The organism is Bradyrhizobium sp. AZCC 1693, assembly GCF_036924745.1.
In the GTDB taxonomy this organism is placed as follows: domain Bacteria; phylum Pseudomonadota; class Alphaproteobacteria; order Rhizobiales; family Xanthobacteraceae; genus Bradyrhizobium.
On record NZ_JAZHSD010000001.1, the window covers coordinates 997,522 to 1,009,992 of the forward strand.

Annotated in this window: 13 protein-coding genes; 7 read left to right on the forward strand and 6 right to left on the reverse strand. The window is 62.9% G+C overall.

The features are described from left to right. Positions 1-14 precede the first annotated feature (14 nt). The 5 genes from V1293_RS04975 to V1293_RS04995 form a co-directional block, all read right to left on the reverse strand. A complete protein-coding gene (locus V1293_RS04975) occupies positions 15-854 on the reverse strand; it encodes a universal stress protein (RefSeq protein WP_334507211.1) in 840 nt (279 codons plus the stop codon). An 83-nt stretch (positions 855-937) separates the two neighbouring features. After that, positions 938-3,475, reverse strand: a complete 2,538-nt coding sequence (locus tag V1293_RS04980; RefSeq protein ID WP_334507213.1) for a cation-translocating P-type ATPase — start codon at positions 3,473-3,475, stop codon at positions 938-940. Positions 3,476-3,478: 3 nt separating this feature from the next. Further along, the gene (locus V1293_RS04985) at positions 3,479-3,904 is read right to left on the reverse strand and encodes a hypothetical protein (protein ID WP_334507215.1); all 426 of its coding nucleotides are present in this window, start codon (positions 3,902-3,904) and stop codon (positions 3,479-3,481) included. A gap of 51 nt (positions 3,905-3,955) precedes the next feature. Further along, positions 3,956-4,447, reverse strand: a complete 492-nt coding sequence (locus V1293_RS04990) for a phage holin family protein (RefSeq protein ID WP_334507217.1) — start codon at positions 4,445-4,447, stop codon at positions 3,956-3,958. A gap of 2 nt (positions 4,448-4,449) precedes the next feature. Further along, entirely contained in the window at positions 4,450-4,725 is a 276-nt protein-coding gene (locus tag V1293_RS04995) for a hypothetical protein (protein ID WP_334507219.1), read from the reverse strand. A gap of 173 nt (positions 4,726-4,898) precedes the next feature. Here V1293_RS04995 and V1293_RS05000 point away from each other — a divergent pair, with 173 nt between their 5' ends. The 3 genes from V1293_RS05000 to V1293_RS05010 are packed head-to-tail and all read left to right on the forward strand — an operon-like array spanning position 4,899 to position 7,918. Beyond that, a complete protein-coding gene (locus V1293_RS05000) occupies positions 4,899-6,035 on the forward strand; it encodes an ABC transporter permease (protein ID WP_334507221.1) in 1,137 nt (378 codons plus the stop codon). 2 nt (positions 6,036-6,037) lie between these two features. After that, positions 6,038-6,811 carry an ABC transporter ATP-binding protein gene (locus tag V1293_RS05005; protein WP_334507223.1) on the forward strand — a complete coding sequence of 258 codons (774 nt, stop codon included), beginning with the start codon at positions 6,038-6,040 and terminating at the stop codon, positions 6,809-6,811. 3 nt (positions 6,812-6,814) lie between these two features. After that, positions 6,815-7,918 carry an ABC-type transport auxiliary lipoprotein family protein gene (locus V1293_RS05010; protein ID WP_334507225.1) on the forward strand — a complete coding sequence of 368 codons (1,104 nt, stop codon included), beginning with the start codon at positions 6,815-6,817 and terminating at the stop codon, positions 7,916-7,918. A 112-nt stretch (positions 7,919-8,030) separates the two neighbouring features. Here V1293_RS05010 and V1293_RS05015 read toward each other — a convergent pair whose 3' ends face one another. Beyond that, entirely contained in the window at positions 8,031-8,348 is a 318-nt protein-coding gene (locus tag V1293_RS05015) for a c-type cytochrome (RefSeq protein WP_334507227.1), read from the reverse strand. 183 nt (positions 8,349-8,531) lie between these two features. On the opposite strand from V1293_RS05015, the gene V1293_RS05020 reads away from it, so the two are divergent. From V1293_RS05020 to ccoO, 4 genes are all read left to right on the forward strand, one after another. Beyond that, a complete protein-coding gene (locus tag V1293_RS05020; protein ID WP_334507229.1) occupies positions 8,532-9,245 on the forward strand; it encodes a Crp/Fnr family transcriptional regulator in 714 nt (237 codons plus the stop codon). Between the two features lie 93 nt (positions 9,246-9,338). Next, positions 9,339-9,479 carry a hypothetical protein gene (locus V1293_RS05025; RefSeq protein ID WP_334507231.1) on the forward strand — a complete coding sequence of 47 codons (141 nt, stop codon included), beginning with the start codon at positions 9,339-9,341 and terminating at the stop codon, positions 9,477-9,479. A 615-nt stretch (positions 9,480-10,094) separates the two neighbouring features. After that, complete coding sequence (gene ccoN, locus V1293_RS05030; protein WP_442894331.1) at positions 10,095-11,717, forward strand: cytochrome-c oxidase, cbb3-type subunit I; 1,623 nt, start codon at positions 10,095-10,097, stop codon at positions 11,715-11,717. 11 nt (positions 11,718-11,728) lie between these two features. Next, positions 11,729-12,463 carry a cytochrome-c oxidase, cbb3-type subunit II gene (gene ccoO / locus V1293_RS05035; RefSeq protein ID WP_334507233.1) on the forward strand — a complete coding sequence of 245 codons (735 nt, stop codon included), beginning with the start codon at positions 11,729-11,731 and terminating at the stop codon, positions 12,461-12,463. Positions 12,464-12,471 lie beyond the last annotated feature (8 nt).

The window sequence follows — 12,471 nt, forward strand, 5'->3', positions numbered from 1 at the left end:
AAGTCAGCGTACCGTCAATGCGAGAACAGGATCGGGAGCGGCGGCCTCGACAGCAGGCTCTTGGTGGCGCCGCCGAGGATGAACTCGCGCCAGCGCGCGTGCCCATAGGCGCCCATCACGAGAACGTCGACCTGATGGGAAACGGTGTAGGCTTCGAGCACGTCGCCGATCCGCCGGCCGCCGGCATCGACCTTGTCGAGCACTACGTCGATGCCGTGGCGCGCCAGGTTCTTTGCCAGTGCTTCGGCGGAATGCTTGCTATCCAGTTTCTTTTCGTTGATGACGGTGACGATCCGCACGTTCCTGGCCTTTTCGAGCAGCGGGATGGCATCGGAAACCGCGCGGGCTGCGGCGCGGCTGAAATCCCAGGCGATAGCGACGGTCCCCAGTTCGAACGGGCGCCTCCCCGGACTCTCTGGCAGAACGAGGGTAGGCCGCCCCGATCCGAATATCACGGCTTCTGCGTACCGCTGGTCGTAGCTTTCCGGCACCGGCACGATGGTGAGGTCGCGGAGCCGCGCATGGTCTACCAGCAGATCGGGCACAGCGAAGGTGGGGCACTTTTCTAAATAGGTTTCGTGCAGAATGCCGACCTTGTTTGCCGCGGCGTCGAATGCAGCCAGCATGTCCTTGGCGCTGTTCCGACTCTTTTCCATTTCGCCTGCAATGATCCCGGGAATATTGGCGGTCGAGCCGGAAAGGAAGTGTCCGGGTACCTCCACATGCACCTCGCAAACCACCGCCGCTAGATGAGCGCCGAAGGTTGCGGCGATCGCCACCGCATCCTCGGCGATCGCCGCCGGGATGGGATCGGGATAACTCGTCAGTGTCAGCAGAATGTCCTTGACCGCCATGGGATTCTCCTCTTCCGGGAACCAAGTTAGCGTCCCGTCAGCTTGGGTGTTTGATCCATCGCAAGGCGGGCGCTTGGCCAGGTCTAGGATTGCAGCCGCGGGCGCAGCAGCGGCTTCAGCATTTCCAGCACGAGCAGCGCCATGACACCTGCACCGAGCGTGAGCGCGAGATCGTCGGCGTGGAGAGGGCCGAAGGCGAAGAGCTCGTTCGCGAATGGCCAGAGCAAAGTAAGGGCCAGGATGACGGCGACCGCGGCGAGCACCGCGGCCAGGGTCCGGTTCGGCCGCCGCAGGGCGGTGAGCAGCGATGCGCTGAAGGAGCGGTTGACCAGAATCAGGCTGACAATCACGACGATGAGCGAAAAAAACGTCAACGCCCGCACTTCGCGCACCGGCATGCCCCATTTCAGCGCTGCGACGTAAACGGCGGCGACGGCCACAAACGCCAGCAACCCCTGCAGCAGGCTCCAGGCGACCAACGCCCGCGAGAAAAGCGGCTCGTCGGGGGAGCGCGGCCGCCGCCGCATGACGTCGTCTTCCTCGGTTTCGGCCTCGAACACCAGCGAGCAGACCGGATCGATCACCATTTCGAGCAAGGCGATATGGATCGGCCCGAACAAGAGCGGCAGGCCGAACACCAGCGGCAGCAGCGCCAGGCCCGCGATGGGGACGTGAACGGCAAAGATAAAACTCATCGCCTTGCGCAAATTGTCGTAGATGCGGCGTCCGAGACGGATCGCCTTGACGATGGAGCCAAAATCGTCGTCAAGCAGCACGATGGCGGAAGCTTCGCGCGCCACGTCCGTTCCGCGCCCGCCCATCGCGATGCCGATATGGGCAGCCTTCAGCGATGGCGCATCGTTGACGCCATCGCCGGTCATCGCGACAATCTCACCATTGCCCTTGTAGGCGTTGACGATGCGCAGCTTCTGGTTTGGCGTGATCCGCGCGAAGACACCGGCCGTTTCCACCCGGCCGGCCAATTCCGCCTCGTTCAATGTCTCGAGTTGTTCGCCGGTCACAAGCTCGCCGCGCTCAAGCCCGGCCTGCTGCGCGATCGCATTTGCAGTCGCCGGATAGTCGCCGGTGATCATGACGGCCTTGATGCCGGCGGATCGGCATTCGCGGACCGCCTCGACGACGCTGGCGCGCAGCGGATCAGCAAGGCCGACCAGTCCCAGCAATTCGAATCCAAGTTCGCGCGGCGACGTCGGCCAGGGCGGCCCGGCGTGGCTGGCGCGCGCAACGCCCAGCACGCGCAGGCCGGCGGAAGCCATCGCATCGATGGATTGCATCAGTGCCGCGCGGTCGGCCGAGCTCAACCGGCAAAGACCCGCTATCGCTTCGGGCGCGCCCTTGGTCGCGACAATGTATTCCGGCCGATCGCCATCCGCCTGCCAGATATGCGTTACGGCGAGGAGATCGGGCCGAAGACCATAGGCATGCACCAGCCTCCAGTGCGGATGCCGATAGGAAGCCTCGGTCAGCCGCTCGCGCGCCAAGGTGTGGAACGCCCGCTCCATCGGGTCAAACGGCTCGGGCGCGCTCGCGAGCAGGCCGAATTCACTCAAGTCATGGAACTGCGCCGGCATTTCGATGCCGGCCTGCGGGTGGAAGACGTTTCCATCCTTCAGCCGCAGCTCGACGATCGTCATCCGGTTTTCAGTGAGGGTGCCGGTCTTGTCGGTGCACAGCACGGTGGCAGAGCCCAGCGTCTCGATCGCCGCCGCGCGCCGTGTCAGGACGCGCGCCAGCGAAATTCGCCACGCGCCCATCGCCATGAAGACGGTCAGGACGACCGGAAACTCTTCCGGCAGCATCGACATGCCCAGCGCAATTCCGGCCAGCACCGCATCCAGCCATCCGCCGCGTGTGATGCCGTAGAGCAGCACCGCGAGCACGCTGACCCCGCCGCCGAGAACGGCAAACAGCCTGACGACGCGCCGTGTTTGCACCTGCAGGCGCGGTGGTTCGGTCTCGAGCGTCGCCAGCGACTGACCGATCTTGCCGATCTCGCTCTGCGTCCCGATGGCGGTTACTTCCGCCAGCCCCGATCCCCTCACCACCAGCGAACCGGAGAAGATGTGCGGCAGGTCGTCGCCTCCCGGATGCTGCGGTCCGGACCTCGGGCGATCGTCCCACGCGACCTTGCGCACCGGCACGGATTCGCCGGTCAGCGTGGATTCGTCGGCCTGAAGATCGCTGCAACGCAGAAGAACGGCGTCGGCGGGCACCCTATCGCCTTCGGACAGAACGATGAGGTCACCCCGCACGACGTCCCGGCCGGCGATCCGCTTGCGCTCGTCGTCGCGAATGACGAGCGCGCGGGGGCTCGTGAGGTCGCGCAACGCTTCCAGCACGCGCTCGGTCCGCGTCTCCTGCACCACGGTGATCACGATCGACATGGTCGCGAAGGCGACCAGGATGATCGCCTCCTTCAGGTCGCCGAGCGCGAGGTAAACGAGGCCGCCAACCAAAAGCAGCGCCAGCATCGGCTCGCGCAGCACCTCGATCGCTATTCGAAATGGTGTGCGCCGATCTGGTTGGGGAAGCTCGTTGTGTCCCTCAGCCTGAAGCCGCGCCGCAGCGTCGGCTTCACTGAGGCCGGAAAACGGTTTCATCGTTCAAAGATACGAAACCGTCGTCACCCGATAAGTGTGCATCCTGCCGCCTTCATTGAGCGAGACATACTCGCCGACGCGGAAACGCTCGTCCGCAAAGTGATAGCCGACGTCGTCAGGCAAATTGGTCTCGCCGCCGTCGTAGTGGAAAGCCCAGCCGCCGCCGGCGTGGTGAACCAGGTGACCATGCTTGTCCTGCTGGTCCGGGCGCTGGCGTACAACCCGGCAGGCGTCGCGATGCTCGCGCCATAGTCTTGCATCGATGCGGTCCTCGGCATCGAGCGGCGCCACGATGATATAGGCCACCTCGGCATCGCCTTCGGGATGGCCGGGCTCGCGGGCCAGCGCGAGGCGGAATTGCCGGAATTGTGCGGGCAGGGAAGCGTTCAGGATCGGCTTCGGCTGGGTCTTGGCTCTGGTCTCGGACATCTCGCATGGCTCCTTGGTTTTTCCGGCATGAGGCTGCTGCCCGTGCCGTGATCAGCTCGGCTCGGCCGTGGCCTTCGCCGCAGGGGCGGTTGCCCTGGATTTCTTCAGGCTCTTGACGACGATCGTGATCAGCGGCACCAGCACCAGCGGCAGCACGCTGTTCAGCGGATGGTGCACCATGCCGGTGAACTGCGATTGCAGCGCGCGGGCCTCGCCCTGCAATGCCTCGATCGCGGAGCCGTGAATTTCGGTGGCCAGTTCGAGTTCGCGGCCTGCGGGCGGCCTTCCGCCCACCACGAACAACACCGCTGCGATCACGAAATTGGCAATGCCGAGTATCGCGGCCGCGGAGATCGCGCTCCAGATCTGCACCAGCGCGAAATAGGCCGACAGTTCCAGCATCAACAGGCCGAAGGCCGCGATCAGTGCGGCAAACGCCCGCAGGCCAAGTCCTACCAGCATGTGCCGCATCCGGATTTCCGCGATGATCCGGTCCGTGCGCCACAGCGCCCGCAGATGCTTGATGACGTTCTCGCTGTTCAAGTTTAATTCCTCCTCAGCATGAAACCGATGGCAATGCCGAGCGCGAAGGCGGATGCCAGCGCCGCGATCGGCCGCTCTGCGATCAGGCGCTCGACATGCTCCTCTTCTTCGCTCAAGGTTTCCCCGAGTTCGCTCAAGGTCGCCTTGATCTGGTCGGCGAGTGCTTCGGATCTCTTCCTGGCGGTGTCGAGAATGTCGTCGGCAGGCATACTCAAAAGGCGCGACATCTCACTTTTGAGCGCCAGCAGCTCGTCACCCAGTTCGCCTGATTTGAACATCTCGCCCGCTCGTTTTCCTTGCGTGTGGAGATTGTAGGTGAGGCAGCAGCAGCGCCATTTGATTTGGGTCAACCGCGATGCTCAGCCGCATCTACCGCTTTGAGGCAGGTCAACATGGGTGCCGCGCCCGCGGCCTAGAAAAAAGGGAGCTATCTGATTGAGGGAACATCATCTTGGCGACCGCATCTCTGCTAACGGCGACGCCATCGGGCGACGCGCTTGAACTGCGTCCGGCCGGCTCCTGGACGGCTGTGAACGCGACGACGCTCGAACGGCTATCCAATGACATTGCGCCGCAGCTCGATCATGCCGCTGCCGTCAAGGTCGACATGGCCGGGGTGCGCGAACTCGATACGCTCGGCGCCTGGCTGCTGGAAAAAATGTCGCGGCGGGCCAACTCCGCCGGCCACCGCGCCGATATCATCGGCATCGCCGACAATTACGCCGGCCTGATCGAGGAGGTCCGTCAGGTCAACCGGCGAACGCCGGCACCGGCGCCGGCGCGCAATCCCGTCGTGGCGAAGCTGGGCGATATCGGCCGCGCCACCATCGGATCGAGCGAAGATGTCGCCGCATTCCTGCAGATGCTGGGCGCACTTTGTATCGCTATCCTGGGCGTCCTGCGCCGGCCGCGATCGTTGCGGCTGACCTCGATGACCTACCAGCTCTATCGCGTCGGCTGGCAGGCGATACCGATCATTGTTCTGATCACCTTTCTGATTGGGGCCATCATCGCACAGCAAGGCATTTTCCATTTCCGAAAGTTCGGTGCGGATTCCTACGTCGTCGACATGGTCGGCATCCTCGTGCTGCGCGAGCTCGGCGTGCTGATCGTCGCCATCATGGTCGCCGGGCGTTCGGGCAGCGCCTATACCGCCGAACTCGGCTCGATGAAGATGCGCGAGGAGATCGACGCGCTTTCGACCATGGGGCTGAACCCGATCGAAGTCCTGATGCTGCCGCGGATTCTGGCGCTGATTTGCGCGCTGCCGATTCTGAGCTTCATCGGCTCGATGGCGGCGCTCTACGGCGGATGCCTGGTTGCCTGGTTCTATGGCGGCATGGGGCCGGCGATATTCCTCGCGCGGCTGCATGACGCCGTTTCCGTCACCCATTTCGAGGTCGGCATCATCAAGGCGCCGTTCATGGCGTTGGTGATCGGCATCGTCGCCTGCAGCGAAGGCCTGCGCGTGAAGGGCAGCGCGGAGTCGCTCGGCAAGCAGACCACCACGTCGGTCGTCAAGTCGATCTTCCTGGTGATCGTGCTCGACGGGCTGTTCGCGGTGTTCTTTGCATCGATCGGAATGTAGCGATGCACGAAGTAACCGAACCATTTGCCATTCGGGTGCGCGATCTCGTGGTCGGCTTTCGCCGGCATGTCGTGATAGATCACCTCGCGCTGGACGTCCGCCGCGGTGAGATCCTCGGACTGGTTGGCGCTTCGGGCGGCGGAAAGTCGGTGCTGATGCGGACCATCATCGGCCTGATCCCGCGGCAGGGCGGGGAAATCGAAGTGATGGGTTCGCCGATCAACCACGACCGCACCACGCCGAGCGCGGCAGGGCGATGGGGCATCCTGTTCCAGCAGGGGGCGCTGTTCTCGTCGCTCACCGTACGGCAGAACATCCAGTTTCCGTTGCGGGAGAATCTCGTGCTCTCGGACGCCCTGATGGACGAGATCGCCACCGCCAAGCTCGAAATGGTCGGGCTCAGGCCGGATGACGGCGACAAGTTTCCTTCCGAATTGTCCGGAGGCATGACCAAGCGTGTGGCGCTGGCGCGTGCGCTCGCGCTCGATCCCGCGATCGTGTTTCTCGACGAGCCGACCTCGGGGCTGGACCCGATTGCCGCCGGCGATTTCGACGCTCTGATCAAGACACTGCAGAAGACGCTGGGGTTGACCGTGTTCATGGTCACCCATGATCTCGCCAGCCTCAATGCCGTCTGCGACCGCGTGGCGGCGCTGGCCGACGGCAAGATCGTCGCCATCGGCCCGATGCGCGAATTGCTTCAATCCGAGCATCCCTGGGTGCGGGCCTATTTTCACGGCAAGCGTTCCCAGATGCTGCAACCCAGAGCGAGCTAGGAGATGGAAACCCGCGCTCCCTTCGTCATTGTCGGCGCCTTCGTGCTGGCCGCCATCATGGCCGTATTCGGCTTCGTCTATTGGCTGCAAAATACCGGCGGGCTCGGCCCACGCTCCAGCTACCACGTGCAGTTCGAGGGCTCCGTGCCAGGCCTCCTTGTCGGCGCGGCGGTGCTGTTCAATGGCATTCGGGTCGGCGAGGTGACGGAGCTCGGCCTCGCGCCTGGCAACCCTCGCGGCGTCAACGCGACCATCTCGGTCACTTCGACGACGCCCGTGCGCGCCGACACCAAGGTTGGCCTGGAATTCCAGGGCTTAACCGGCGTGCCTGTAATCGCACTCGAAGGCGGCACGCAGGCAGCGCAGAGCGGCGAGGTGCCGACGCTGATCGCCGAGCCAGGCGCCGGGCAGGGCATGACGCAGGCCGCGCGCGATGCGTTGCGCAGGGTCGATACGGTGCTGTCGGAAAATTCGGGGGCGTTGAAGGACACGATCGACAATTTCAAGGTGTTTTCGGAAGGCCTGGCGCGTAACACCGGCAAGCTCGATGGCATCGTCGCCGGCCTCGAACGCATGACCGGGGTCACCAGCCCGCCGCCGAAGATCACCTATGATCTGCGCGCGCTGCAGAATCCGGCACCGGTGGGCAAAGCCATCAATGTGCAATGGGCGATTCCGGAACCGACAGCGGTTGCGATGCTGGAGACGCAGCGCTTCCTGTTCTCGCCAGCGCAGGAATATCCGGGATTTGCAGAGGCGATGTGGGCCGACGCGCTGCCTAAACTGATTCAGGCGCGGCTGATCGAAAGTTTCGAGAATTACGACATCGCGCATGCGCCGCTGCGCATGGCCGATGTCGGGCAGACCGAATTCCAGTTGCTGATCGATGTCCGGCGGTTCCGCATCACCGTGGGGTCCGCGCCGGTAGCGGAAATCGGATTGTCGGCCAGAATCGTCGACAAGAACGGTAAGGTGGTCGCGTCGCGGCTGTTTGAGGAGAGCGAGAAGTTTGCGACTGTTGCGCCGGCCGAAGCCGTCGCCGCGTTCAGCGAAGCGTTTGGTCGGATTGCAAAGAACGTGATCGCGTGGACGGTACAGGCGTACTAGGTATGCACCCCGCCGCGCATCTACGCCTGAAGCACTATATCGGCGTCACCTTGGGACGTGACGATTGCCGCGCCATCACACAATGTTGGGGCCGGCGCCGGAGCCGGTCCGCCTATTCAAGCGTCTTCAGATACGCCAGCAGATCGCCGATCTGGTCCGGCTCGAGCTGGAAGGCCGGCATCGTCGGATGGCCGGTGTAGATGCCTTCGGCCAACGCCTCTCCGAGTGTCTCGACCGGGTAACGCTTGTGCAGCGTCCGGAACGGCGGCGCGATCTTGAGCGGACTCGGCGAAACCTTGTCGATCGAATGGCACTTCGCGCAGTTGTTCAGTGCGAAAGTCTTGCCGCGCTGCTCCTGAGGCGATGCCGCAGCGGCCGGTGTCAGAGTGATGAGCGTAAACGCCACCGGAATCAGAATTCGTCCGATCATTGCAGCCTCAACTCCGTAAAATGCGGCTTTCAGCCCGGAGTCGCACTGTGAAGGATGAATCGCCGGCGAATTTGATCTGCATCAATCAGCGAACGGTGGATCCGCTACAATGAAATATATCTCCGACAGGTCTGCTATGGCCGGGAGAGGCACGTCAATCCGGCGCTTGAAGGGCAGCGGCAAATGATACGAACCATTTCTCCGAATCGGGCAAGTTTCCGCCGCTGCTCGGCCTGCACCGTCCGCTCGCTCAGCATCTGCGGCGCGCTTGACCAGACCGACCTTGCGGAGTTCGAACGGATCGCCCGCCACACCCATTTTGCACCCAATGAGGCGCTGTTCACGGCGGGCCAGCTCGCGCATTCGGTCCATAACCTGACTGCGGGCTTTGCGCGTTTGTACAAGCTGCTGCCGGATGGGCGGCGTCAGGTGATCGGTTTCGCGCTGCCCGGCGACTTTCTCGGCGCGGCGCCGTCCGATCGTTACGGGTTCTCGGCGGACGCCGTCGATGCGGTGACGGTGTGCCGCCTCTCCAAAGAGGCGTTCATGCACTTCATTGAACAGAGGCCGCATTTTCTGATTCGCATTAACGAGTTCGCGGCGCGAGAATTGATGCTGGCGCAGGAGCAGATGCTGCTGCTGGGTCGGCGCACCGCGGAGGAGAAGGTTGCGTCCTTCCTCGTCGGCTGGCGGCAGCGCCTGGCCCATATCGGCGACGAGCGGCAAACCATTGCGCTGCCGATGAGCCGGCAGGATATCGCGGATTATCTGGGGCTGACGATCGAGACCGTGAGCCGGACGCTGACCCGGTTCGAGCGCGAAAAGATGCTCATTATCGTGGCGGGTGGTGTCCGCCTGCTGGACGCGAGCCGGGCAGTGGCCATGGCCGCGGCCTGAGAAATTCCGCGCAAATGCTGCAGCTTTTGACCCAGGTCAAAGCCTCTTTTGGCGCTCGTAGGCATGCTTCCTCCGTCACAGGAGATCAACCGCATGCCAACCGATTCCTTGCTCGTTACCGTCTGCGTCGTTGCGATGTTCGTGGTCTTTGCCGCCGTGCTGTTCTGGGGTGACCTGCAGACCCGGCCGAAGCAACTGGCCAACCCTTCCGCCGCCAAGCGCCGCGCCTTCTGATTAGGCCGGGCCCGGGGCGGGATCACCTGCAGACGAGCGCGGCTAACCGGAAAATTTGCATCGATCGTTGCAAGTCCCGATGACACCTCGATCTTAGTTGCGAATCTCTGACGAACTCCATCTCGCTTGATTCACGTCAAGACGTCAGGCGGCGGCCTGCGCTTTGGTTGCGCTTGGTCCTGTGAGGTTTCGTTTTGACGATCATGTCCGCCAAGGAAAGATTGACCGCCGCCATCGCCCGCCAGATGCGGGCGATCGCAGCCAGGTTCAGGCGGCGGGCCGAGCGGAAGGGCATTGCCCGGGCGCGCGGGCAGATGGTGCGGAATCTCGATCTCTCGCATCCAGAACTCTATGGGCTTCCTTCCGCAGGCATCGTGAAAGAGCCTGCGAGAAGGCGCGATGTTTGTTCGGAACCTGCCAAGGCCATGCAGGCCCACCTGCCGATTGGCCCATCATGTTGCTGAATTCGCGTCCAGATCGATCAGCCTTTCAAATTGCGCAAAACACCTGAACCTTTGACTTCGATCAAATCTCCGATGTCGAAGCTGTGATCATTGTGCGGTGCATCTGCAGAAGAGAAGCCCGCGCATGACCCAATCTCATACGGCAAAATCGATGACGCAAGGCGAGGCCGGTCTGGTGCTGGTCTTTTCGATCTCGGCATTCCTGTGCCTGTTCGCGACGGCCAAGGCACTGGATACGGCGTTTGCCTTCCACGCCGCGCTGGCCAGCGCCGCCAGCCTGTGGGCGGTGATCGCGATCGGGAACCGGTATTTCGCACGCCCGGCATCATTGACACCGCAGGAAATCAACGGCCGGCCCAATTACAACATGGGCCCGGTCAAGTTCTCAGCGGTCATGTCGGTGATCTGGGGCATCGCCGGATTTGCGGTAGGACTATTGATCGCCTCCCAGCTCGCGTGGCCCTCGCTCAATTTCGATCTGCCATGGACCAGCTTCGGCCGCCTGCGGCCGCTGCATACGTCGGCGGTGATCTTCGCCTTTGGCGGCAATGTGCTGATCGCAACCTCGCTCTACGTCGTGCAGAAGACCTGCCGCGTACGCCTGGCGGGCGATCTCGCGCCGTGGTTCGTCGTCATCGGCTACAATTTCTTCATCCTGATCGCCGGCACCGGCTATTTGCTCGGCGTAACCCAGTCCAAGGAATATGCCGAGCCGGAATGGTACGCGGATCTGTGGCTGACGATCGTCTGGGTGGTGTACCTGCTGGTCTTCCTGATGACCATCATCAAGCGCAAAGAGCCGCATATCTTCGTCGCCAACTGGTTCTATCTCGCCTTCATCGTCACCATCGCCGTGCTTCATCTCGGTAACAATCCGGCGCTGCCGGTCTCGGTGTTCGGCTCAAAATCCTACATCGCTTGGGGCGGGGTGCAGGACGCCATGTTCCAGTGGTGGTACGGGCATAACGCGGTCGGCTTCTTCCTGACCGCCGGCTTCCTCGCCATCATGTACTACTTCATTCCGAAGCGCGCCGAGCGGCCGGTCTATTCCTACCGGCTGTCGATCATCCATTTCTGGTCGCTGATCTTCCTCTACATCTGGGCCGGCCCGCATCATCTGCACTACACGGCGTTGCCGGACTGGGCGCAGACGCTCGGCATGACGTTCTCGATCATGCTGTGGATGCCGTCTTGGGGCGGCATGATCAACGGCCTGATGACGCTGTCGGGCGCCTGGGACAAGCTCCGCACCGATCCGGTGCTCCGCATGCTCGTCGTCTCAGTCGCCTTCTACGGCATGTCGACCTTCGAAGGGCCGATGATGTCGATCAAGGTCGTGAATTCGCTCAGCCACTACACCGACTGGACCATCGGCCATGTGCATTCCGGTGCGCTGGGCTGGGTCGGCTTCGTCTCGTTCGGCGCGCTGTACTGCCTGATTCCCTGGCTGTGGGATCGCAAGGGGCTCTACAGCCTGAAGCTGGTCAACTGGCACTTCTGGACCGCCACGATCGGCATCGTGCTCTACATCTCGGCGATGTGGGTGTCGGGAATCCTGCAAGGCCTGATGTGGCGGGCCTACACCTCGCTCGGCTTCCTCGAATATTCCTTCATCGAAACCGTGGAAGCGATGCATCCCTTCTACATCATCCGTGCCGCGGGTGGGGCGCTGTTCCTGATCGGGTCGCTGATCATGGCCTATAATCTCTGGATGACGGTGCGCGTCGGCGAAGCGGAAGTGCCGTTGCCCCTCGCTCTTCAGCCGGCGGAATGAGGAGCGCGCACATGTCTTTCTGGTCACGGCACCAAATCTTCGAAAAGAACTCGATCGTCCTGATCGCGGGAATCCTCGTGGTGATCGCCATCGGCGGTCTCGTCGAAATCACCCCGCTGTTCTATCTCAAGAGCACGATCGAGAAGGTCGACGGCGTCAGGCCGTACACGCCGCTCGAGCTTGCCGGGCGCAACGTCTATGTCCGCGAGGGATGCTACCTCTGCCATTCGCAGATGGTCCGGCCGCTGCGCGATGAGGTCGAGCGCTACGGCCATTACTCACTCGCAGCCGAGAGCATGTACGACCATCCGTTCCAGTGGGGGTCCAAGCGCACCGGTCCCGACCTGGCGCGGGTCGGCGGCAAGTACTCCGACGAATGGCACGTCACGCATCTGAACAATCCGCGCGCAATCGTGCCGCAATCGGTGATGCCCGGTTACGCGTTCCTGTCGCAGACGGAAGTCGATGAGGCCAGCGTCACGGCCCACCTGCGCACCAACCGCGCGGTCGGCGTACCTTATTCGGACGACCAGATTGCCAATGCCGTCGCCGATCTCAAGGCGCAGGCCGACCCTGACAATGCCGGTGTCGATGCGTTCACAAAACGCTACCCGAGGGCGGTTACCCGCAATTTCGACGGCAAGAGCGGCGCGCCGACCGAGATGGATGCGCTGGTCGCGTACCTGCAGATGCTGGGCACGCTGGTCGACTTCAAGCTTTACAACGAAAAAACAAATCTTCGCTGAGAAGGCAG